At 44.6% G+C, this 24,356-nt stretch carries 19 protein-coding genes and 1 riboswitch; of the genes, 10 read left to right on the forward strand and 9 right to left on the reverse strand.

The features are described 5' to 3' along the window. Positions 1–8 precede the first annotated feature (8 nt). The 4 genes from GJS45_RS20935 to GJS45_RS20950 all read right to left on the reverse strand — a co-directional run bounded on the left by GJS45_RS20935 (position 9) and on the right by GJS45_RS20950 (position 5,547). Positions 9–1,730, reverse strand: a complete 1,722-nt coding sequence (locus tag GJS45_RS20935; protein WP_162343831.1) for an FAD-dependent oxidoreductase — start codon at positions 1,728–1,730, stop codon at positions 9–11. Between the two features lie 39 nt (positions 1,731–1,769). Then, positions 1,770–2,924, reverse strand: a complete 1,155-nt coding sequence (locus tag GJS45_RS20940) for an AGE family epimerase/isomerase (RefSeq protein WP_162343832.1) — start codon at positions 2,922–2,924, stop codon at positions 1,770–1,772. Beyond that, the gene (locus tag GJS45_RS20945) at positions 2,921–4,345 is read right to left on the reverse strand and encodes a sugar porter family MFS transporter (protein WP_162343833.1); all 1,425 of its coding nucleotides are present in this window, start codon (positions 4,343–4,345) and stop codon (positions 2,921–2,923) included. The genes GJS45_RS20940 and GJS45_RS20945 overlap by 4 nt, the downstream gene beginning before the upstream one ends. A gap of 110 nt (positions 4,346–4,455) precedes the next feature. Then, positions 4,456–5,547 (reverse strand): o-succinylbenzoate synthase, encoded by a 1,092-nt coding sequence (locus GJS45_RS20950; RefSeq protein WP_162343834.1) that lies wholly within the window; start codon positions 5,545–5,547, stop codon positions 4,456–4,458. Between the two features lie 182 nt (positions 5,548–5,729). Here GJS45_RS20950 and GJS45_RS20955 point away from each other — a divergent pair, with 182 nt between their 5' ends. Further along, on the forward strand, positions 5,730–6,950 hold the full coding sequence (locus GJS45_RS20955; RefSeq protein ID WP_162343835.1) for an S-adenosylmethionine:tRNA ribosyltransferase-isomerase: 1,221 nt from the start codon (positions 5,730–5,732) through the stop codon (positions 6,948–6,950). 4 nt (positions 6,951–6,954) lie between these two features. Here GJS45_RS20955 and GJS45_RS20960 read toward each other — a convergent pair whose 3' ends face one another. Then, entirely contained in the window at positions 6,955–7,374 is a 420-nt protein-coding gene (locus GJS45_RS20960; protein WP_162343836.1) for a LytR/AlgR family response regulator transcription factor, read from the reverse strand. Positions 7,375–7,678: 304 nt separating this feature from the next. On the opposite strand from GJS45_RS20960, the gene GJS45_RS20965 reads away from it, so the two are divergent. Beyond that, complete coding sequence (locus GJS45_RS20965) at positions 7,679–8,029, forward strand: hypothetical protein (protein WP_162343837.1); 351 nt, start codon at positions 7,679–7,681, stop codon at positions 8,027–8,029. An 11-nt stretch (positions 8,030–8,040) separates the two neighbouring features. On the opposite strand, the gene GJS45_RS20970 is transcribed toward GJS45_RS20965, so the two are convergent. Beyond that, entirely contained in the window at positions 8,041–9,366 is a 1,326-nt protein-coding gene (locus GJS45_RS20970; RefSeq protein ID WP_162343838.1) for an NAD(P)/FAD-dependent oxidoreductase, read from the reverse strand. 117 nt (positions 9,367–9,483) lie between these two features. Next, on the reverse strand, positions 9,484–10,239 hold the full coding sequence (locus GJS45_RS20975; RefSeq protein WP_162343839.1) for an LOG family protein: 756 nt from the start codon (positions 10,237–10,239) through the stop codon (positions 9,484–9,486). A 173-nt stretch (positions 10,240–10,412) separates the two neighbouring features. On the opposite strand from GJS45_RS20975, the gene GJS45_RS20980 reads away from it, so the two are divergent. The 5 genes from GJS45_RS20980 (at position 10,413) to GJS45_RS21000 (ending at position 17,390) form a co-directional block, all read left to right on the forward strand. Beyond that, entirely contained in the window at positions 10,413–11,123 is a 711-nt protein-coding gene (locus tag GJS45_RS20980; RefSeq protein ID WP_162343840.1) for a hypothetical protein, read from the forward strand. Continuing rightward, entirely contained in the window at positions 11,101–13,875 is a 2,775-nt protein-coding gene (locus GJS45_RS20985; protein WP_235954904.1) for a TonB-dependent receptor, read from the forward strand. The genes GJS45_RS20980 and GJS45_RS20985 overlap by 23 nt, the downstream gene beginning before the upstream one ends. Continuing rightward, positions 13,875–15,032 (forward strand): DUF4249 domain-containing protein, encoded by a 1,158-nt coding sequence (locus GJS45_RS20990; RefSeq protein WP_162343841.1) that lies wholly within the window; start codon positions 13,875–13,877, stop codon positions 15,030–15,032. Before GJS45_RS20985 ends, GJS45_RS20990 begins: the two co-directional genes overlap by 1 nt. Positions 15,033–15,078: 46 nt before the next feature. Then, complete coding sequence (locus tag GJS45_RS20995; RefSeq protein ID WP_162343842.1) at positions 15,079–16,662, forward strand: hypothetical protein; 1,584 nt, start codon at positions 15,079–15,081, stop codon at positions 16,660–16,662. 80 nt (positions 16,663–16,742) lie between these two features. Continuing rightward, positions 16,743–17,390: a peroxiredoxin gene (locus GJS45_RS21000; protein WP_162343843.1), complete on the forward strand. Its 648-nt coding sequence runs from the start codon at positions 16,743–16,745 to the stop codon at positions 17,388–17,390. A gap of 338 nt (positions 17,391–17,728) precedes the next feature. Here the strand turns inward: GJS45_RS21000 and GJS45_RS21005 are convergent, their stop codons facing one another. Then, the gene (locus GJS45_RS21005) at positions 17,729–18,802 is read right to left on the reverse strand and encodes a DUF4407 domain-containing protein (RefSeq protein ID WP_162343844.1); all 1,074 of its coding nucleotides are present in this window, start codon (positions 18,800–18,802) and stop codon (positions 17,729–17,731) included. 322 nt (positions 18,803–19,124) lie between these two features. Here GJS45_RS21005 and GJS45_RS21010 point away from each other — a divergent pair, with 322 nt between their 5' ends. The 3 genes from GJS45_RS21010 to GJS45_RS21020 all read left to right on the forward strand — a co-directional run bounded on the left by GJS45_RS21010 (position 19,125) and on the right by GJS45_RS21020 (position 22,886). Next, positions 19,125–19,772 carry an SGNH/GDSL hydrolase family protein gene (locus tag GJS45_RS21010; protein ID WP_162343846.1) on the forward strand — a complete coding sequence of 216 codons (648 nt, stop codon included), beginning with the start codon at positions 19,125–19,127 and terminating at the stop codon, positions 19,770–19,772. A gap of 447 nt (positions 19,773–20,219) precedes the next feature. Then, positions 20,220–21,413 (forward strand): porin, encoded by a 1,194-nt coding sequence (locus GJS45_RS21015; protein WP_162343848.1) that lies wholly within the window; start codon positions 20,220–20,222, stop codon positions 21,411–21,413. A 71-nt stretch (positions 21,414–21,484) separates the two neighbouring features. Next, positions 21,485–21,586, forward strand: a riboswitch (SAM riboswitch). A gap of 121 nt (positions 21,587–21,707) precedes the next feature. Continuing rightward, complete coding sequence (locus tag GJS45_RS21020) at positions 21,708–22,886, forward strand: trans-sulfuration enzyme family protein (protein WP_162343849.1); 1,179 nt, start codon at positions 21,708–21,710, stop codon at positions 22,884–22,886. 12 nt (positions 22,887–22,898) lie between these two features. Here the strand turns inward: GJS45_RS21020 and GJS45_RS21025 are convergent, their stop codons facing one another. Continuing rightward, entirely contained in the window at positions 22,899–24,347 is a 1,449-nt protein-coding gene (locus GJS45_RS21025; RefSeq protein WP_162343850.1) for a DUF1501 domain-containing protein, read from the reverse strand. Between the last annotated feature and the right edge of the window lie 9 nt (positions 24,348–24,356).

The raw sequence follows: 24,356 nt of genomic DNA on the forward strand, positions 1-24,356 counted from the left end.
TGCTACGTTCATTTTTCCGGCCACCTTGTTTCTATTCCCTGAGACCGGATAAAATCCTGAAACTCGGCCAGCAGCGACCTGTCTTCCCTGACTATTTTTGGACGAACCTTTTTCTCCAGCGCAAAGGGCACCAGCATGCCAACCGCTTCTCCGATACTCCACTCTACCGGATGCAGCCGGTAGCAACCGTTAGTAATGTGGGTGGTGCCTATGTTTTTATTTGCAGGCAATAAATTCTCTGTTTTTCTGGGGATAAGGGCCCCTAAAGGAATCTGGAAGGGTAGCGACCCAAAATCAATGTAATTATCCCCACCGGAACTGGGGTGCAGGTCGATATGGTAATATCCTATCCCCACGCTATCGTAAAAATCTGCCGATGTGAGCTCCTGCCCACTTAAGCCGGTAATACTCGCCCGCTGTTCGGCGCCCACATGTTCCTCAAGAACCGTAAATAGCGCTTTTATTCTTCTGGATTCCCGTACATACGGATATTTAGCCAGTCCATCAGAGGTTTCCATCAGGTCATGCCGCAATCGCAAACCCGGCCAACCTTTTCCACCATCCGGCCTGGGAGCCTCCGTTTGGAGCCAGTAAAGCATGGAAAGGCTTTGCTGCTTGCCGGCATCTACATGTCGGTTAAACTCCGCTTCACTTACATCAATGATATTTCCGGATACGTAATCATTTTGGGGCCAGTTAACAATGGTGGCATCCCCCTGATAAAAACCCGATTTAAAATTGTCCTGATGTAAAATTCGCCGGTAAAGCATCAGGTTAAGCTTGTCAGCCGTGGGGATCCCCTCCGGGTGAAAGCCCAGTTCTTTTGGTTCCAGGTTACGGGGATTACTGTAATTCAGTTCCAGCATTTTCCCTGCCCATGGCGGATCCATTTGGGGAGTGAAATTTTTCCAGTAGGCATAATCAACTGGCTTTGGGATGGTCCAATCTTCCCCTTTGACATAATCCATGGCAAAGCAAACCGTAAATGCCTGATTATTATCCGGCCGGTGGCTGCTCCCAGCATGAAATTCTCCGGTGTCCGCCCGGGATTCACTGCCGGTGATGTATTCGGTATCTGTGAGTGGTAATAAGTCTCCCAGCTCCGTGGCATCTACGAAGTACCTGCCTTTGGCGATGATGGTACTGCCTTCCCGTAAATTTTTGAACCTCAATTCCTGAACCCGATTTTGGCGTACGTTAGCAGAAACAACTTTGTGTTCTTTTAGGATGAGAATTTTTCGGGCACTTTCGTAGGGTGCGAACATTTCCTCCAACACCCGATGTGCTACCTTTGGCTCATGACACAAGCGGGAAACAGAGCCATTTCCAGGATTTAATCGTTCATTGGCAGCCGCTTCCGGAGTAAGGGGATAGTGCCGCTTGTAATACTCCCGGACATTTTCCCGAAATTGCCGGTAAAGTGCCGGTGCACCATGGGTTTCGATCCACTGGTGTTCGTCTGGTGGCACTCCCTGCTGAGACAACTGCCCCCCTAACCAGTCGGTTTCTTCCGTCATCAGTACAGAAAGGCCGTTTCTTAGGGCAGCCAGCGCTGATGCGCAACCGCCTAAACCTGCTCCAGCAATGACCAGATCGGCTTCAAAAACCGCTCCGTTTTCCGCCACCTTCACTTCCCTGTTTAATCCCAGCGCAGCGGCGGGCGTTCCTATCACGGAAGCAAAGGAACCCGTTCCTAGCGCTACCTTTCCAATAAAGTCTCTTCTCTTCATACGATTACAAATTTTGGGCTGATGGATGATAATATAAACTTATAATTGAGCTAGTGATTGCCAAACCTGATAAAGGCCCCTGGGTACGTGAAAACAGCCTTTCCACTTTCCTCCCTTCAAAGGTAGCTGCACCTTACCATACCGGTCCAGGTATCCAAACCACTCCGGATAGTCCGGGTCTTTGAAATGGGTCCAGGTGTACGCATGCACTTTTTCGAACCAACTTCGACAAACCGGATCCCCGGTCATCTGGAATGCTTTGGCCAGAAATACCAGGCATTCCAGGTGCACCCACCAAAGCTTCTGATTCCATTCCAGTTTATCGGGCGGATGGCCTTTGATATCCAAAAAATAATAAATGCCACCGTATTTGGAATCCCAACCGTATTCCAGCGTTCGCAATCCCGTCTCGATGGCCCTGTCCCGCAATGTTGGATCGCCAAATCGCTTCGAGAGGTCCAGCATAAACCACATGGCTTCTATGGCGTGCCCCGGGCTGGTCAGTCTTCCCTCAAAGGAATCGCAGAAGCTGCCATCTTCCAACACATTTTCCAAGACCAATCCCGAATGGGGATCCAGAAACACATCCATCACTTCGTGAATAACTCCTGATGCCAGGTCTTGCACCAGCCCTTCATCCAACAAAGACTCCATTTCCAGGGTGAGGTTGCTAAGAATCATCGGAAGCGCAAAACTCTTCAGGCTTCGGGTACCGGGAAATGCCTTATTGTACTTCCCTTTGGGATTGCTTCTTCGCGAGAGGATGTTTTCGAAGGTACTGACTGCCAGGCGGGCATATTCTTCCTGCTGATCCACTTTATATAGTGCCGAAAAGGCCATGGCTGCAAAACAGTCCGAAAAAATATTGTATGGCTGCACCAAGGGTTTACCGGCTCTGTTCAATGAAAAATAAAAATTACCCTGCGCATCGCTGCCGTTTTTTTGAAGAAAATGAGCACCGTCTCTAGCCATATTCAACCAGTCAGGGTTGGTACCCACCTTTTCGCATAGCATGGAAAAGAACCATACCTGCCGGGCTTGTAACCAAACAAATTTATCGGTATCATAGACTTTTCCCTTTTGATCCAAACAGGTAAAATACCCGCCCTGCTCTTTATCGGGACTATGTTCCTGCCAAAATGGAATCACCTGATCGAGAAGTTCGTTTTTGTACGTATCCAGAAACTGTTTCATATGCTATTATGTTGGTCTTTTTGGTCTCCTAACCAATACGATTCAATGTCCTCCAGGCTCCTGCCTGATGTTTCCGGGATTTTCTTCCAAATAAGGTAGAGGTAAGGGAAACACATCAACGCAAAGAACAAAAAGGTCCCCGTGGGGCCCAGTTTTTCCAAAAACCAGGGGGTCAATTGCCCCACCAGATAGGTCCCTACCCATAACGAAAACCCGGCAATCGACATGGCCAGCCCCCGTATTTTGTTGGGGTACATTTCCGAAAGCAACACAAAGATTACCGCTGAAATGCTGATGGCAGTGCAGAAAATATACATTAAAAACAAGGTCAACAGCAACAACGAGGACAAACCTAAATGGGTACCAGCATAAAAATAGAAACTGATCAAAAGTAAGCTAAGAATCATTCCGCTTACCCCAAAATACACCAGCTTTTTTCTACCCACTTTATCAATGATCAACAGGGCCAAAATAGTGGTCAGGACATTGACCAAGCCTACCATTACCTGGTAAAACAAGGCATCCCCACCGGATAATCCACTTTGCTCAAAAATCCCGGGACCGTAATACAATACGGCATTTACGCCCATAAACTGCCCCAATACCGCAATAGCCATCCCATAGAGGACTGGCCGGAGGATCTTCGGGTTTTTCAACAGCTCGAAGTTGGATTCGCTGGTCTTAGCTGCCTGTTTTCTTACTTCCTCAATCTTAATTTTCGCCAACTTCCTATCCGGATATAGCCGGCTAAACACCCTTTCAGCGCGATCCGCACGTTGGTTAATGACCAACCATCGGGGACTTTCCGGTATGATAAACAATACCAGCAGAAAAAACAATGCGGGCAGTAGTTCCATCCCAAGCATTCCCCTCCATACCTGCTGGTGAAAAAGCAAATCCCAGGGCTTCTGCTCGCTAAAAAGGTCCGTTACTGACCATTCCAATAGCTGAAAATTCACCAGGTAGGCCCCCAGGAAGCCTACGGTTATGGCCAATTGATACAGGGAGACCAGGCTGCCCCGGATCTTGGCTGGTGCCACCTCTGAAATGTACATGGGAGATACGATGGAAACCATTCCAATACCCGCTCCGCCAATGATTCTGAAAATTACGAGTGAAAAAAAGGTAGGTGCCAAAGCGCATCCCAAGGCAGATACCGCAAACAAAAGGGCTGCCAGTAACATCACCTTTTTCCTGCCAATAAGATCTGCCAACCGCCCCGAAATGGTTACTCCCAAAATAGATCCCAGCAAGGCACAGCCCACATACCATCCCTGAGACATGGCATCCAAATCGAAAAGCTCGCTTACCTGACCTATGGTTCCGGACACCACTGCCGTGTCGTATCCAAACAAAAAACCACCTATCGCCGCAATCAGCGATAGTGTCAGGATATACCGAAAGGAAGCATCAAATATCATTGGTTTGCAGCATTGATGATGGAAAATTTACGTATAGGGTTAGAATTTTTCTTGTTGAAAACGGGATGTTTTGCATGCCTTTCCAACCAATAAACTCGAAAGACGCCTGCCTAATCGGGAATGGACCAGGATATATTTTTATCATATTTTAGTTTCCCCGAAGAAATCACCAAAGGGGACGAAACGTTATTCCGGTAAAGCATCCCGGTCCCCAGGCCTTGTGGGAGTATAGGGTTCAGGGAAGAGGTCAATTGAGCAATGGCATTTAGACCGATATTACTTTCCAACGCAGAGGTCATCCACCATCCAATTCCCAAATCCTCAGCGAGACTGATCCACTCTTTTGTTGCCAGAATCCCGCCTACTAAGCTCGGTTTCAAAATCAGATAGGCCGGTTTAAGATCCTCCAGTAGGGCTTTTTTCTGCTGGATATCGTTGATTCCGATTAATTCTTCATCCAGCGCAATCGGAATGGGGGATGTTCGGCATAATTCCGCCATGGCTTTCCCATTTCCTGGACCAATAGGCTGTTCAATACTATGAATTCCCAGTTTTGCCAATCGATTCAGCTTACCCATGGCCTCGTTTGGATTAAAAGCACCGTTGGCATCTACCCTTAACGTGATTTGTTCTTTGCTGTATTTTTCTCGGATCGACTCCAGTAAGGCCAGCTCCGATTCAAAATCAATGGCACCAATCTTCATCTTGATGCAATCAAAGCCCTGCTGCAACTTCTGTTCTATCTGCTGCTTCATAAATGGCTTTTCACCCATCCAGATAAGTCCATTGATGGGGATTTCGGTGCCGTATTCGTAGAAACGGTTGGGAAGAATTTTCCTTATCCCCCCGTTTACGAGGTCCAACATGGCTGCCTCCAGGCCAAACCGGAGGCTGGGCAACTCATCTAGCCCCACTTCAGAAAGCATCTGTAGGATTTTTGTGGGTTCCGTTGAAAAAGGAATGGTCTCCAGTTCTCCTAAAACTTCCATCGCCCGGTCCATAAAATCCGGAAGGTCATCCGGACTCAGCCCTCTTAGGGGTCCTGCCTCTCCTATCCCATAGATTTCAGGAAAAACGGGGGATTGGACCCGGATAAAGTGGGTTTGTTTATCTTTCAATACCCCCCTACTGGTACCTGCATCGAATGAGAAATCCAGGATGTAGGGCTTGATGGCTGCTTTGACTTTAAAGGTTTGAGTCATTTCCGTCTTTAAATAGGTTCAAATATGCGCATTTTCTTTTAATCCCGACACCCTTTTATTCCCAAATCCTGGTAATGACCTCCCAAATAGTCGTATCTGTGCATGGTCAGGTTACCGGCAATTGGCCTAAAAATACTATATTTGCCCGAATTTAAAATTGAAAGGATTACCAGACATTGCACATGGAGATTACCCCCAGCCTCAAGGACTACGACTACCATTTACCGGATGCTTTCATCGCCAAATACCCCTTAAAAAAGCGCGATGCCTCCAAATTACTCCATTACGAAAATGGAAAAATTCAACACGCACATTTTTCAGACCTACCTACGGTCTTGCCTCCCAATACGCAATTGGTATTCAATGACACCAAGGTTATTCCGGCCAGACTGCATTTTAGAAAGCCTACTGGCGCGGCTATCGAGCTCTTTTTACTAAACCCACTGAAGCCGTCTACGCTTATTCCACAAAGCATGGAGAGCCATGGACCGGTGGTCTGGGAATGCATGGTGGGAAACTTAAAGCGGTGGAAGGAAGGCGAGCAGATTGAATGCGAAATACCTTTGAACCAGCAAAATATAGTGCTCCGGGCAAAATTACTCTCAAGGGAAACGAAAGCGGTGGAATTCAGTTGGGATCCGGCTGAACTTACCTTTGCCTCCATTGTGGAAGCTAGCGGAGAAGTACCGCTCCCTCCCTACTTGAATAGAAAAGCAGATGACTCGGATAAATCAAGATACCAAACGGTCTATTCGAAAATTCAGGGAGCTGTGGCCGCTCCCACTGCCGGACTTCATTTTACTGAAAAGACCCTGGAGGAACTCAAAAAAAGAAAAATCCCCCTTCACTACCTTACCCTTCACGTGGGAGCAGGTACATTTTTGCCGATTAAGCACCAAAACATCCTGGAGCACCCCATGCATCGGGAACAAATGGTCTTTTCCAAAGAAAATATCGAAAATTTGTGCCGTACCCGGGGAAATATAGTGGCGGTCGGCACCACCTCCTTGCGATCCCTGGAAAGCTTGTATTGGTACGGGGTTAAGCTAATTTCGGGGTCCAATACTGAGTTTCAGGTAGGAAAGTTAGACCCCTACCATGGCGAGGAAAAAAACATTTCTAAACAAAAAAGCTTTGAAGCCATTTTGGCCCATATGAAAAACACCAATCAGGCCCAACTGATCGGTGCCACAGAGATCTTCATTTTTCCTGGCTATCGTTTCAGGGTCTGCAACGGGCTGGTAACTAATTTTCATCAACCCTGTTCCACGCTAATTCTGCTGATTGCTGCTTTCACCCATCAGCAATGGCGGGTGATTTACGAAGAAGCATTGAAGAATGAATATCGGTTTTTAAGCTATGGAGACAGCAGTTTGCTATGGTACAATAAATTGGAGGTTTAATCTTTTAATCAAACCCGTTGCTGCCTAGCTTTTGAACGCCACTGATGAGCGTTTGGTAATACGTTCTCCCCACAGGAACCTTTTCGTTTCGAACGGAAACCTCCTTGGGTGAAATAGTTCGGATCTCTTCCAGGTTCACTATAAAGGATTTATGAATTCTGAGGAACGATTCCGTTGGCAAAATTTCCTCAAACTCTTTCAATATATTTCGTAATGAAAAACTTTTTTCCCTGGTCACCAAGGTGGTATAATTGCCATCTCCTTTGAGATAAACGATTTCGGAATAGGCAATTTTGGTTAGACAACCTTTATCCCTTATGAAAATAGCATCTTTGATAAGAATCTCTTTGGATCCATCATAAGTATCCGCCACGCCATTCACCGCTCTATCCGCTATTTCCTGTATATTTTCTTTGAGTCCCATATTGATTGAATGATTATTTTTTCCAGTTTTAGAATAAACTCCGCTACCATACAAATGTTTGTAGAGCAGTGAAAATATTCAGGGGGAAGGCAGATTGGAGGGCTACGGGAGCAAGGTCAGTAGTTCAGTTTTCTATTCTTAAAAAACCAACTCATTTCTAATAATGGGGTTCATAGCGGTACAAGCATTCCTTTTACATCTAATTTTTAGCTTTTTAATGCCATTATTTCGTAGCTTATTTTACATTTTAAAAAGTATTTTTTAATTTAAAGTTTGTTAAATGATTAAACGTAAATAAGTAATTATGAAATTTTTAAAGAAATCACTGATTGTAAGCATGCCATTACTCTTTTGTTTCTTAAACGTTGGTTGTTCTGTTGGAGAGGATAACGATGTGGCATCCTGCTCCGCTCAATGGTCGATTGAACTCCAGGATGAAATAAATGCCCTGTCACAGGCTGCGGTCGCGCGAGGACAAAACCCAGGTCCAACTACCTGCGAAAACTTTCGAACGGCTGCAGAAGACTATTTGGAAGCATTACGTCCCTATGGAAATTGTTCAGCCCTAACCGGTCAGAGCAGGTCAGATTGGCAAAATGCAGTGGAAGAGGCTGAAACCGAAATTCAAGAACTCGATTGCAGTGAAGATACCTAAACTTCCATTAACTAGAGGAACTTTTCCAGAATTTTACTAAATAAGGAGGTTCTGTTTTCGTTTTTTATGCCTTTGAATTCCACCGCAAAAGCTTTGGAAATGAGCAAGATCATGTCTTCAGAACTCTCCCTGGAAAAAACTTCGCTTTTCATTTTATTAATGAAGTCCAATGCCTTGCACCGCTCGTTGAAGGCATTGGTTAAAAATTCCTGATCAAACGTAATTCCCAAAGTAGCTAAAGCCAAAATTGAATAATCATGTTGACGAAATAAGAGACGAAAAGCTATTTCGCCGTTGGGATGTTCCCAGTAAAAATTATGTGAACTATCTCCCCAAAAAGTGGAAAAATCTCCATACGTACACCAATCCAGGCCCGCTAACTGATAGGGGTCTTTCCATTCAAATGTTTCCGCTTCTTGTAGGGAGCTTTCCTTTAGATACCTTGCCAGGGTAATCCCCTGGGTGGATAGTGGGATTTTGAGGTCCTCAGCCGAACCAGCATGGAGTCCCTTTAGGTTTTGACCAATGGCAAAAATGCCATCCTTAGTCTCCAACCCATAGTTTGGGCCTACTCGAAACGATTCTCCTGAATAAGCCGGTTGACCTCTCAAAAAGAAAAAATCGGGAAAGTTTCCTTTTTCGTGTATCACCGCCTGAACGGGCAATTCCTTACCACTATCCAGTCGTACGCCTCTGATTTCCCCTTCTTCACCCAACAAATAGTTGCTTATTATCTCATTAAAAATTAGATGAACGCCGCTTCCTTTTAGTTGCTTGGCTACCAGGCATGCCTCTTCTTCGGGCATGCTTTGTATCGCTAATCTGCTCTCGCTACTGATTAGCGTAACCCTCAAGCCCATTCGTTGCAACTGATCAGCCATAGCGATGGCCATGAATCCATCGCCTCTTACAATGGCCTCCCTGACCGACTCCTGAATCCAATATAAATAGTCATCAGCAGTCAAATGCCTTAGAAAGTCACCCTTTCGGTGGATTAACAACTTAGGTTTAGGTTCATTTACCACTACCAACCTATCAAATCCAAGCGGCCCATCAGGCATTAAGAGACTCATTTTATCAAAATCAATCGCTTCTACGGATGCAACTATAAATTGCAAATCAGATAGCTTCTTCGGCTCACTTGAAAACGATCGGTTTAATCCTTTCAGGGCACAAAGGGCATTCAAATAGAAAAGATCAGAGGGGTGTTCCGCAATGATCGTTAGCCGAAAACCATTGGGCGCTGGTAACCACTCCTTAAGGAATTCAATTCCGGAAAGGCCAATTCCCATCAAAACAATATGCTTACTTCTTTCTTTTTTCGAACTGCTATTCATTGGGCCTGATACTAACTATATTCACCTTAAAAAAATAATCCACACTTTATCTTACTCGGTTTTCAACAATCAGGCCAAATTAAAAAAGGTAATCTTCCGATTGACACTATTTTGATATTAACGGCTCTCCCCTAGTAATTTAGACGGTTTCACCGGACTCTTTCTTTTCAGTCCAAATTCCTCTATTGCGTATTTTTTGAGATGATTTTCCATTTCTTCCACACTATCTGTCAATAAAAATAAATCCAGGTCCACGTCACTGATTGTTCCCTCCCTGGCCATGGAGCGGATATGCTCGAAAAGGTGCTGGTGAAATTCCTTTCCCATTAATACTACGGGAAATCGCTTCATCACCCGAGTCTGAATCAGGGTCAATGCTTCAAAAAACTCATCCAGCGTACCAAACCCTCCCGGAAGCACTACGAAAGCAAAACTGTATTTGGAAAGCAAAACTTTTCTCACAAAAAAATAATTAAAATCCATGTATTTGTCCAAGTAGGTATTGGGGAATTGCTCAAAAGGAAGCACGATATTACAACCAATCGACTTGCCTCCCACCAATTTCGCTCCTTTATTGGCTGCCTCCATAATGCCAGGCCCTCCCCCAGTCATTACCGTAAAGCCTAAATGGCTGATTGCCTGCCCTACATTAACCCCTAACTTGTAAAAATAATCAGAAGGCTCAAACCGGGCCGAGCCAAAGACGGTCACGCAAGGCCCCACGAAATGAAGCATCCGGAATCCGCGTATAAATTCAAGCATCACTTTAATTAAAAATTTAAAATCCTTTAACCTGGTCTGAGGGCCAGCCATAAAAGCTTCTTCCTCGGGGTTAACCAAGGGATTAATAATTTTTTTTGGTTCTTTTACCATGGCTACATTTTGATATCAGAAATTTATTTTTTAACGATTGAACCGCAAATGAGGCTGAGATCAAGGAAACAAAAATAAAGAATTAAAAGCATGCAACTATCAAATAAGGAGAAAATTAGGTTATATTTAAATCAGCTTTAATGAATTGCGAAATTCCCCATCAAACCAGTATCATGATAAAATGTTTCCTGTTATTTTTTTTCCTCTTTTTCCGGGTTGAATTTACAAATGGCCAATCAGTACCCGAAATCGGTTTCATCAACCAATATGAACAAGTAATCCAATGGTACCCGGAAATCAATACCGGAAGCCACTATATAGAAAAAAGGAGATCCCTGGATGGACATCCCTATTACTCCAGCTCAACAATGGAAAACGGTACCTTGTCTATCGCTGGTTTTATTTTTGAGAATATTCCCATCCAATATGAAATATGGGATGACCTGATACTTTCATTTTCCTCTACTTTCAAACAAAAAATGATTCTGAATCATTCTAAAATTGATTACATCGTGCTAAATGATGGGACGGTAATTATTAAAAAGAGTCAGCCCGAAGGATTTATTTTTCACCAAAATGGATTTTATCGGGAGATCGTCAACGGCCACATCGGCCTTTATTGCAAGCACCGCAAACAACGAAAGCAAGAGACTTCCACATTAGGATTAGTCAGAAGTTATGAGGAGGTGCAAAAATATTTTTTTGAAATGAATGGTGCATTGATAGCTGTGCCGGCGAAAAGAAGAATTTTTTCCCTTTTGGAAATTGACAAGCGAACAACCAAAAGGCGATTACGGAAAGATGGGCTGCGTTTTAGGAAAAACAGGGAAGCCTATCTAAAGACTTTGGTAAACCTGGCAAATGAACAAGGGAAAAATGAGTAAAAAGGTACTTTCGGTGGTTTTTCTTTGTCTTGTGGCAAGCTCCCTTAGCATCGCTCAAACAACCGAAAAGGAGCGCATCAGCGGTATCTTTGCGGGTTTGGAATTCGAGCGTTTTGCAGAGATGGTTGAAAATAAAACTTCCTATCGGTTTTTCTTTAATACCGAGGATGTCAACGGAATTGTCGTCAACGTCAATGCCTATGACAGTCCGATAGAAGACTTATTAGGAGAAATACTCAAGCCCGAAGCGATATTTTTCACCATCGACCCTGAACAACGGATTTTTCTTAGTAAACAAAAACGATTGGAAATAGGGCTTCCGGCAGATTTCTTCCAAATCCAACAGGATGCTGTTCAACCCAATGAGATTGAGGCCAGCCCTGCGGAAAATGCCAATCAGGATTTTGCCAAAAACCGGTTATGGGTAGTAGGCCAATCAAACGCGAACTCCTCAAAACCAAATGCCAGCCTAAAAGGTATCGTACAGAGTGTGGAATCGGGAGAACCCATAATCGGTGCCCTGGTCTATACTTCAGGACAATATGCCAGATCCATTACGGACGAGTCTGGGCAGTATGAAATAACCCTGCCTAAGGGCAGGCATACCTTGATTTTTCAAAATTTTGGCGCTTACCAGGAACAGCGTCAAATCAACCTTTTGGGAGATGGACAGCTTGATGTAGCCATGGATGACAATATCATATCCCTTTCTGCAGTAACCGTAACTTCCGAAAAATCCGCCAATATTGAAAGACCGGAAATGGGTCTGGCCAGTATTACGGTGCAATCTTTAAAAAAACTCCCCTCAGTCCTGGGAGAAGTAGATGTATTAAGGGCTGTTTTGACCTTACCGGGGGTAAAAACGGTGGGCGAAGCCAGTGCGGGGTTTAATGTCAGGGGCGGTGCTGCTGACCAAAATCTGATTTTATACAATGAAGCTACCATTTATAACCCTACCCACCTTTTTGGAATGTTTTCCGCATTTAATCCCGATATGATTGAGGGAGTGGACCTTTACAAAGCAGGCATTCCGGTACAATTCGGTGGCAGGCTTTCGTCTGTCCTGGATGTGAAAAGCAAATTTGGTAATAAGGAAAAAATACAAGGCGGAGGAGGAATTGGTTTGATGACCAGCAGACTTTACCTGGAGGGTCCACTTTCAGAGAACTCCACCTTTGCTTTAGGAGGCAGGGGTACCTATTCAAATTGGCTTTTTGGCTTTTTAGATGAAGCATCCGGTTTTAGCGACAGTCGGGCTTCATTTCATGATTTAAATATGAACTTCAGACATGCACCAGACCCTAACAACGAGATCACCCTCTCAGCCTATTGGAGTCAGGATGCTTTTCGTTTTGACAAGGATACCTTGTATGATTACCACAACCTGAACCTCAATGTGGGTTGGACGCATTTTTTCAATGATAAACTGGAAGGTCATTTTCACCTGGGCCATGATCAATATGGTTTTGGAATCTTGAGTCAGCCGGATTCACTTAATGCCTTTCATTTCGGATTTTCAATGGATCAAAGCAGTTGGAAAAACCACTTTACCTTTGATCTCAACGAAAAGCACCAGCTCAGTTTTGGCATGAATCACATTTTTTATAACCTCAACCCTGGAAAACAAATCCCTAGAGGTCAGGAGTCGATCGTTTTAGATGAAAGGGTGAACCGGGAAAAAGCCCTTGAATCCGCCTTTTATATTGGGGATGAATTTGAGTTGGATCCAAAACTGCTCATTAATTATGGGCTGAGATATGTGGTATACAACTACCTTGGCCCAAACACCATCAATCAATACCCCAATCAGACCATCAGGACGGATGATACTAAAACCGGCGAAATTAGCTACGGAGCCGGCGAAATTATCCAAACCTATCAGGGACCAGAGGTGAGAATATCTGCCAGGTATGCCATCGACAATTTCACTTCCATCAAAGCAGGCTTCAATACCATGAGACAGCATTTGCACATGTTGACCAATACCGCAGCCATAGCCCCCACAGACACCTGGAAATTAAGTGATCCCTACCTGAGGCCTCAGAGGGGAAACCAATTTGCCCTAGGATATTTTAAAAACTTTAAAAACAATACCATTGAAACCTCTGCGGAAATTTACTACCGTAAAATGAAAAACCTGGTCGACTTTAGAAGTGGTGCTACCCTGATCTTGAATAATGAACTGGAACAGGACGTGCTCAATACCCGTGGCCAAGCCTACGGAATTGAATTGATGGCTAAAAAAAATGAGGGAAAACTAAATGGATGGATCAGTTATACCTATTCCAGGTCCTTGCTGGGAACCAATCCCAACGAATGGGGAGAAAGGGTAAACTCAGGAAAATGGTACCCCAGTAATTTTGATCAACCCCATGATATCATGATGGCAGGAAATTTTGAATTCACCAAAAGAATCAATACTTCTATAAACGCCAATTACAGTACCGGCAGACCCATAACCTACCCGGTGGCCAAATTCAATTATAATGGATCAGAACGGGTATATTACTCAGATAGAAATGCTTACCGGATCCCGGACTATTTCAGAGTGGACCTTTCTTTTAATATTGAAGGCAACCATAAAATCCGTAAACTTGCCCATGCATCCTGGTCTCTGGGCATCTATAATTTACTTGGCAGGGCCAACCCTTATTCCATTTATTTCTCTCCGGAAAACGGAACCATACAGGGATACAAATTATCCATTTTTGCAAGACCCATCCCTTTTATCACCTATAATTTTAAATTTTAATGGATGTCCTACTGAACAATACCTCCTACTACATCATTGGTCTCCTGCTATTAACCAACTTGGGATGCCGGGAACCATTTTTTCCTGAAATCAGTGATTTTGAAGATGACATATTGGTAGTCGAAGGATACATTGAGGTGGGTGGAGGCACCACTCAGATCAACCTGAGCGGCACCTCCTCCTTATACAGCGAAATCGCCACCTCCCCCATTTCAGGTGGGGAGTTGGTGATCCAGGGAGAAAAGGAAGGAAGGTGGCCCCTCCAGTCTATGGGAAATGGGCAATACCTGCTTTCCGAGAATCTACCCGAAAATCAAAATTATTCCCTAAGTATCCACCTGGAGAATGGGGAAAGGTACCTATCTGAAATGATCAGCCCCCTGATTTCTCCAGATTTTGACATCAGCTACACCAAGCAGAATGGAGACGTTCAGGTGTATACCAATACCCGTGGAGAGGAACAAACGGAGTTTTTCCTGTGGGTATATGAGGAGACCTGGATGTACCGGACGCCTCAAATTTCTTTTTTCAATTACGACGAAGCGAGTGGCAATATGGTGCTGATCGACCAGGAAGACCTGACTTACCGCTGTTGGAATTTTGATCAGTCCAGAAGAGTTATTCTGGAATCTTCCGCCAGATTTGAGAATAACCGGATTTTTCAAAAAGAACTGCTAACCATTGATAGCCTTTCCGAAAAGCTGGGTATCCGCTACAGGATCCATACCAGGCAGTATGTACTGGACAGGGAAGCTTATGTGTTTTGGGAAGGAATCCGTAGAAATTCGGATGATATTGGCAGCATATTCAGTCCTTTGCCTTCCGCTGTCAGCAGCAACATACACCATGCTGAAAACCCGGATATTCCGGTAATTGGCTACATCTCCGCAGGCGTTTCCCGGGAGAAGGAATTATACATCAATCGGGATGAGGTAAGTCCCTGGCGGACAATTATTGGAGATTATCAGGGATGCCTGATCGACACCGTGGCCATAGCCGACTATGATGAAAAATTCGGGCAAGGTGAATATGTCCCCTTATACGAAGATTGTGAAGTCTTTCCCTGTTCCGGTTTTTTCGCATCCACTACAGGTTGCACTGATTGTCGGATAAGGGGTGGAACCACTACTAAACCTGATTATTGGAAAGATGAATGAAGAAAATAAAAAAATACACGTTTTTCCTATTAAAATGGTAAGCCTTATGGCAATCCTTCTGGTCGGTACTTCGCTTAGCCTGAAGGGGCAGTCCATTCCTGACCTTCCAAGAGAAGCTGTTGGAGTACATTTATCCAACCCGGTTCTATTGACAGAAGAATACCTGTGGCTGGATATCAAGGTCCTGGTGGAGAACAATCCAAGTCCTTCCAGGGTAATTTATATGGAAATGCTGGACAGACAGGGCGTACCGGTAGTTCAGGAGATGGCGCTATTGGAAAATGGGAAGGTGCAGGCCTATTTGGATATCCCTTCCACTATTGATTCGGACCACTACCTGCTCAGGGTTTACACGAGGATCAGTCCCTTCGCTACTGGGGACCAGGGTGTTTATCAGGAAGTCATTACCATCATCAATCCCAACAAACCACCTAAAATCACGGATAATACCCGGCCTTCCACCGGTAAAGAGAGCGGATACCCGACCTTTCCCGGAAGCCTTGAAAATGACAGCCTGGGTCAAATCAAGGTTTCCATACCCAAAAACTCCATGACCTCAGTTGTCATCCGCAAGGCTAACCCTTCCATTCAACCGGAAATCGTCCTGGATTTTGAGCAAATGTATGGGAAAGTCAGCCCGGAGAGCCCACTGGTTCCGGAACTATACGGACATATCATCAAGGGCAGGGTGTTGGATAAAACCATCGACCCTGAAATTTTTTACTACCTGACTGCCCATGGAAAACAGTTTCACCTTTTTATCAGCCGACCGGACAGCACCGGCACCTGCTACTTTGAAACCGGTCATTTTATGGATTTCGATTATGTCGTCGTCCAGGCTTCATCGGCCGAAGAGCAGGTAAATTTTATCCTGGACTCCCCCTTTTGGGAGGTCAGGCCGAATGAAAGCTTTCAACTTCCTGAATTGATCATGAGTCCGGAGGACAGGGAATATATGGAAGAGCGCTTATTGGCAAGAGCCAGCCATCAGTATTACCTGGCACCAGAAAGGCAAAAAGTGGATTCCGTCCCATTTCAATTCATTCCGGACTACACCTATCTTTTGGACGATTACAACCGGTTTGATGACATGGCCACCGTCATCCGGGAATATGTGCCCAAAGTGCTGGTAAGAAGCCAAAACAAGAAGACCATCTTCAAAAACTTCAATATTCCATTCGACGAAGTATTCCGGGAAAACCCATTGCTTTTGGTAGATGGCATGCCTGTCTTTGAAAGTGACGATTTTGCCTCCTTCAATCCAGAAAATATCCGTAAAATGGATGTTATCAACAGAAACCTTTACATCAAGGACCACCAATTCAATGGTTTGGTGAGCCTAAGTTCTTTCGAAAATGACTTTGGCCGATTTAGTTTGCCAGAGAAAGCCTTGTTTATCGAATACAAGGGAATGCAACATCCGAAGTCATTTAACAACACCCTGCCCCGCCAAAATATAGAAGCCCATTTTCCTGATTTCCGGAACATCCTTTATTGGAGTACTGCTAAGGATAATGAACTGTACTTCACTCCATCTTTGCTAAACGGGCCATTTGTCATAAGTATCCAATACAGGGATCGTCTGAATAACCATTGGACAAATGAAAATTACCTGATCGATTTGAAATAAAACCCGTTCGAAGTGATAATAATCACTGGGTCTGAATTTAATTTATGGGAATTTTATGGTATCAAATAAATTAAAATACCATGAACGAAGAAGAAATAATAACCATACCTAGAATAGGTGATCAGGCTCCGGATTTTGAAGCCATGACAACTACAGGACCGATGAAATTTTCAGAATACATCAAAGAAAGCTGGACCATACTGTTCTCTCACCCGGCTGATTTTACACCTGTTTGCACCACAGAAATGAGTGGGTTTGCACTGGAACAGGATTTCTTTGATGAGAAGAAAACCAAATTGGCAGGATTAAGTATCGATTCTATCCATTCCCACATTGCCTGGGTAAATAATGTGAAAAAAAATACAGGTGTCTTGTTTGAATTTCCCATTATCGCAGACATTGACATGAAGGTCTCCAAAAAATACGGCATGCTCCAACCTGGAGAAAGTGAAACGGCAGCCGTGAGGGCTGTATTTTTTATTGACCCTAAAGGGAAAATAAGATTGATCATGTACTATCCTTTAAATGTAGGACGGAATATGGACGAAATAAAAAGGTCGCTGGTGGCCTTACAAACGGCTGACAAATACAAGGTAGCCATGCCATTGAATTGGCGGGAAGGGGATAAAGTCATTGTTCCCCCGCCAAAAACCGTAGCTGAGATGCAGGAAAGGGAAAATAGTGATTTGGAAATGGTAGATTTCTACCTGGCCAAAAAAAGCATTTGAAATTGATCAGTCATTAAATAAACAGGCAGGCCTGAAAAACAAGAATCGCATCCAAGGGTAAAAATATTACAGCAAGTAAGGGAGTTTTTGCTGAAACCTGGATTTGAGCCATCTATATTCCCATAACCCATATCACCTGCTAATAATAGTATCAGAGATATGCTTTGCCCCATTGATGGTAAATTCCTGCGCTTTGGAGTAAATGTAGCGAAATGCTTCAACCTGGTACCAGCTTCGGAACCAGCTACGAATCATCGGTCGATCCCGTTATCAGGGTTGCAAACCCTGTTTATCTGGATTCGACATTGCAAATGTCGAATAGCGCATTTTCTGCTGTTTTATTTTTCGCCAAGCATACCCAGTTCAAAATCCACACGATTCTCCTTCCTCTTTTCGTACAAATCATCATAGACCTCCTTTCTCAGTGCACTATCGCCCGATTTTTTGTGCCATTGCTCCTCTCCTGCCAGGACAATACCTGCTTCATGGAAATCCAGCAACTGATCATAAGGCCCCCTGTTTCCCATCAGCTTGACCAGGATGGGTGCCATCTCAATCATGACAAACAGCAAAATAATCATCCAATTGGCCCAGTAAATCGCCGTATTTTTCAATGTCAAATCCTTGAAAGCCTGCAATCGGGCCGCCAATCCATCATAAGCATCCACTGAAACCATTTGGTTCTGAAATTCCTGCTCTTTTAATACATTAATTCCTCTGATCTCTTCCTCCAATTCCTGGATTTTAGACTCGTTTAGCCTTTGTGTATATTGATAATCCTGTTCCGCCTGATCCAGTTGCCTTTCTTTCTTTTCGGCATTTATACCGATTCCGGCCAGGCCCGTGGTGCCTTCGGTTTTGATGCCAAATCTCTCCTGATCGTATTCCCTTTGCTTTTGGTTTCGGAACGCTTCCTTAGCTGCGATGGCATCTCTGAGACCTTGGATTTTACTTTCCAGGGCTGAAATTTCCGGAAACCCCTCGGAAATTTTTTCCCGGCTATTTTCAATGGTAAGGAGTCGATGTTCATCCAGTTGCCTATTGATTTCCTTTTCAAAAATCCGCAACTCCAGGGGCTTGGCAATAACCAGGGCTATCAGTAAAGCCAAGACCAATCGGGGAAGGGCCTGTTTGAATTCCGGAAAAAATTGATCCTGCTTTTTTAACGTGGAAACGATGTAGCGATCTAAATTAAAAATCATCAACGCCCAGATCAAAGCGATGACCAAAATCACCCAAAAAGAGGAAAAAATGGTTGACAAGGCATAGCTTACAGATAGTCCTGCAAAAACTGCCGTAAAAAGGACCGTTGCTCCAATCCCTAAAAACCTGTTTATACTTACCGGACACCTCCGCACCAATGGCAGGTAAGCACCGGAACAAAATATCAGGAATTTCTCTACATTATGCATCTATCATTTAATCTTTTGAACATTGCCATTCAAAATGTATACCATGGAAGTGCCGACACAAGGCCGGAGAAAATAAAAAGCACACCTTGATATTAATAATATATAACAATCTATATTACAGCCATATATATTATTTATAGCAGGACAGGATTAAGAAAAATTCGATCCGGAAATTTAAAGATTAGCCCTGATTAAGCATCTGGATTCATTAAAATCCAAAACTGTACGCTTTTTATGTCCGTTTTTGTGACAGTCATTTTTACAGCAGGTTTTAATCTTTCGAATTATTATAGTAGTTTAGAGCCCGTTAACGATGTGCCCCATGAAAAACCTACTATTCCTTTCCCTGCTTTTTTTAATGCTTTGTCCAGATTCTTTTGCTCAGGACCCCGAACGCTTTTCCGCTCAGGTCAGGCAAATAACACAGGATTATCCTCCTCAGAATTTTCAGGCTTCAGTTGTTTTCACCGGAAGTTCTACCATCCGAATGTGGAAAAGTTTACAGGAGGATTTTCCAGGAGAAAAAATAGTCAACAGTGGTTTCGGCGGCTCACAGGCCAGTGATTTACTGCATTACCTGGATGAATTGGTCTTGGATTATGCGCCCGAAAAGGTGTTTATATATGAAGGAGATAATGACTTGGCTGCAGGGAAAACCATCGAGGAAATCATTGAAACGTATAATCTGATCGTTAGTCAAATCCACTTGGAACGCCCTCAAACCGAAATCGTTTTGATCAGTCCCAAGCCCAGCCTGGCTAGATGGGAGCTGGCCGATAACTACCGGGAACTTAATGCCACCTTGAAAAAATATGCCAGAGGAAAGAAAAAAGTATCCTATGCTGACCTATGGAATCCCATGCTAAATTCCAATAAAACACCAATGGAAGATATTTTTCTCGAGGATGATCTTCATATGAACGCTAAGGGATATTCCATTTGGGCAAGGCAGATTAAGAAATATTTGTAGCTCGTTAGATCTATTTTACTCCTCCAAACCGGGTGCATCCTTCATGTAAGTAAACGTGTTTCAATTTTTGTGAGTTATCATTCTACTCATTTTTTGACGCTTAATGGCGGATCTTTCACCCACTATTGGGGCGAAAATCGATCTCGATAAACTTTTTTGGCCTATCCCTTAACATCGGCCATTTTCACCTGAAACAGTTTTTTTCCTAACTCAATTATAAATCGGGTATCCTGCTTCCTATTGTAGGCTAATTCAGCTTTGAACAGGCCGTCGATAAAAGATTCTTTTTTCCTAAATAGTCAATTTTTACCTTTGCAGGTATAGTAACATAAAGTTAACATTTACTTAACATATATATAATATTAGATTCCTGCAGGCCTACCGATCGTTAAAGCCGCTTGATAATCCGTCGAAAAAAAATAAATGCGAAGCTAACTCCAACAACGTATGCCATTGAAAACACCTTTTATTTTTATTTTAATATGGTTTTTTCAGGGCACTGTTTTGGCTTTTCAGGACGATCCGCCGCAAAGCGAAACGTCCTACAGTTCTAGAGGCTTTCAGTTTACTTCTGCGGACGGCTTGTATCGGTTGCAATTGGCTGGCAGGCTTCAGTTTCGATTTGCCACTCCGGCTGATCAGGATCCGGTCACTTACGATGACTTTTTTGAACAAAAGCAAAACCTTTTTAAGATCAACCGGGCACGCTTTAAGGTAGGGGGCCATGCACACAAGCCCTGGCTGAAGTATTATTTCGAATACGAGCTCTCCGCATCCCGCCTGCTGGATTTTAGGGTTATGGTAGAAAAATGGCCCTGGCTAAGCTTTAAATTCGGACAGTGGAAATCAGAATATTCCAGAGAAAGGGTGATATCCAGTGGCAAGCAACAGATGATGGAGCGTTCCATTGTCAACCGACCGTTTACCCTGGACAGGCAGCAAGGTGTCACCCTATATGGTAGGTTGGATGGCGGAGGGTTAGCCGATTTCAATTACCATATAATGGCCTTGACAGGCACAGGTATCGGTGCCCGTACCAACGACGACAATCGACTTATGTACGCTGGCCGCCTGCAATGGAATTTTTTAGGCGATGGGGTAGCGATGTCAGGATCGGCTTTAGAATATTACCCCAAACCAGTGGCCTCCCTGGCAGTAGCCGGAAGTACCAATAGCAGTCAATATACGCGCTATTCATCGCAGGGAGGTGGTCAATTGGTGGGGTTTGAAAGTGAATCTCCGGGACAGTACCAAATGGACCAATACCTCATTGAAAGTAGTTTGAAATACAGGTACTTTAGCTGGCACAGTGAGTTTCACCGAAAAAACATACTGGACAAGGAAACAGATCGGTTTACCCGACTGCAGGGCTGGTTCGTTCAGGGAGGTTTTTTGCTAAACCCCAAGCAGGCCCCTATGGGACCCAAACTTGAGCTTGCTGGTCGGTATGCCCTTTTCCAACCCGATAGGGAGTTAGATGGAAATCAGGAAAGGGAATACACACTGGCCTTCAATTGCTTTTTTAAAGATCACCTGAATAAACTGACGGTAGATATAACCCGTTTTGATTTCGAAGAGGAGTCTATCAACCGGGAAGCTTCAGGCTGGAGGTTCCGGGTTCAATATGATTTTTCATTTTAGGCACCCAAATTCCGCCTTAGATTTGGATATGATCCATCCCCTCCCTTTATTTGCACTTAATTCAGGAAACTGATTTATAAAGAAGAGGCGAGAGAACAGGCTCCGTGAACCTCTGGCAACCTTCCGCCCAACGGAAAGGTGCCAAGACCTGACCCAATTGGGACCGATAAATTAGACAATATGAAAATAATAATTACTTCCTTCCAATCCGAACCGCTACCTTCTTGGCAACGTTTTTTGCTGAGTTCGAATCATTTCCTCCTTTCTTACCAAACCCTTTGAAATAAACCATAGATGGACTATAAAAACTTTGAAACTCAGGCAGTTCGCATAGCTGCCTCTTCCTCTGATCAGCGCGAGCACTCGGCTCCCATTTACCTGAGCTCCAGTTTTGTCTTTGATTCGGCAGAACAGGCCAGGCAACTCTTTGCCGATGAACTACCTGGAAATATTTATTCCCGATACGCCAATCCCAATACCAGTGATTTGATCGAAAAAGTGTGTGCGGCCGAAGGGACCGAAGCCGGTGTTACTACCGCCTCCGGCATGGCGGCCATGTTTGGCAGTATGGCAGCCTTGTTGAGTCAGGGAGATCATGTACTTGCTTCCAGATCACTGTTTGGCAGCACCCATCAATTACTAACCCGGGTTTTTCCTAAATGGGGCATTTCTCATTCGTATGGCGATATTTCGGACATTGGCAATTGGGAGAAACTGGTTCAGCCGAGTACCAAAATGGTGTTCGTCGAAACCCCTTCCAATCCCGGCCTGGAAATCATAGACTTGGAATACATCGCCCGTTTTGCCAATGCCCATAATCTTATTTTAGTGGTAGACAATTGTTTTGCCACCCCCTATTTACAGCAACCAGCCAAATGGGGAGCCCATATCGTGACGCACAGCGCAACTAAATTCATAGATGGTCAGGGTCGGGTGCTGGGCGGACTGATTCTGGGAAAACAGGAATTGATTAATGAGGTACAATTCTTTATGCGCCACACCGGTCCTTCCCTTTCCCCATTCAATGCCTGGGTTTTAGCCAAAAGCATGGAAACCCTGGCCGTCAGAATGGACAGGCATTGTGAAAGTGCCTTTAAAATTGCCAGCTATTTTGAGGGAAACCCGGAAGTGGAAGTAGTGAAATACCCTTTTTTACCATCCCATCCCCAATACCGCCTTGCCAAAAAACAAATGCGCCATGGCGGGGGCATCATCACGCTAACCTTAAAAGGTGGGCTGAGCAGAGCCAAAAATTTCATTGACCGACTGCAGATGATCAGCGTCACCGCCAATCTGGGCGATAGCCGCAGCATCGTCACCCATCCGGCTTCTACCACTCACAGCAAATTGACGGAAGAGGAACGAGAGCGAGTAGGGATCCTTAACGGATTGGTTCGGCTTTCGGTGGGCCTGGAGCACGTGGACGATATCATCCTGGATATTGAGCGGGCACTGGACCAATCGAAGAGTTAAATTATTGAGCGGTTAGGCAAGAATTCCTTTTACGACCTTTCCGTGAACGTCGGTCAGCCGATAGCGTCTACCCTGGTGTTTAAAGGTAAGTTTTTCATGGTCCACTCCCAATAAATGTAATAAAGTGGCCTGAAAATCGTGCACATGGACCGGATCACGGACCACGTTATATCCCAGATCATCCGTCTCACCGTAAGTGATGCCTTTCTTTACGCCGGCTCCGGCCATCCACATGGTAAAGCAGTTGGGGTGGTGATCCCTGCCGTAGTTTTCCGGGCTTAGGCGACCCTGGGAATAACTGGTTCGACCAAATTCCCCTCCCCAGACGACCAGGGTATCCTCCAACATGCCCCTTTGCTTCAAATCTCTGATTAAGGCCGCCGTTGGACGATCCATGCTTTGGGACATGGTTTGAATGTCTTTGGGAAGGTTTCCATGCTGATCCCATCCCTTGTGATAGAGCTGGATAAATTTGACATCCTTTTCTGCCAGTTTCCGGGCCAGCAAGCAATTCGCGGCATAGGTTCCCGGTTGGTGTACCTCAGGGCCATACATGGCTGTGATATGTTCCGGTTCATCCGAAATATTCATCGTCTCCGGCACAGAGGTCTGCATGCGATAGGCCATTTCGTACTGCGCAATTTTAGCATTGATTTCCTCGTCATGGGACTGCTGATAACCTAAATCATACAATTTCTTTAAATGATCAAGGTAATTTCTGCGGTCCCTGCCCGAAATACCCGGCGGGTCATTCAGGTAAAGGACCGGATCCTTTCCGGAGCGAAATTGTACGCCCTGATGAAGACTTGGCAAAAAACCATTTCCCCATAAGCGGCTGTAAACCGGCTGGGCACCTTGTTTCCCTTGTGAGAGTAACACACAAAAAGACGGGAGGTTTTCATTTTCGGATCCCAAGCCGTAGCTTACCCAGGAACCGATCGATGGTCTTCCGGGTTGCTGAGAACCGGTTTGAAAAAAGGTAATGGCAGGGTCGTGATTAATGGCTTCCGTATACATGGATTTCACCATGCAAATATCATCGGTAATACCTGCAATATGCGGCAAAAGCTCACTTACCCAGGCTCCCGATTGCCCATATTGCTTAAAATCATAGATAGACCCAACCATGGGAATGGACTTCTGCCCGGCCGTCATCCCTGTCAACCGCTGTCCCTGACGGACACTATCCGGCAATTGGTCGCCGTTTCTTTTCTGTAATTCAGGTTTGTAGTCAAACAATTCGAGCTGAGAAGGCCCACCGCTTTGAAAAAGATAAATGACACGCTTTACCTTGGGAGAAAAGTGCGTACCTCCCCCGAATCCAACTCCTCCCGTAGAGGCAGCCCTGGATTCAAAGGGGGATACCAAAGAAGAAAGGGCTAGCCCTCCCAAGCCCAGTCCGGTTTTGCTCAAAAATTCCCTTCTCGAATAGTTGTTGGTGTGCTGGCACAAATCGGACATGGCGACTAC

This window comes from Cyclobacterium salsum, assembly GCF_010119245.1.
In the GTDB taxonomy this organism is placed as follows: Bacteria; Bacteroidota; Bacteroidia; order Cytophagales; family Cyclobacteriaceae; genus Cyclobacterium; species Cyclobacterium salsum.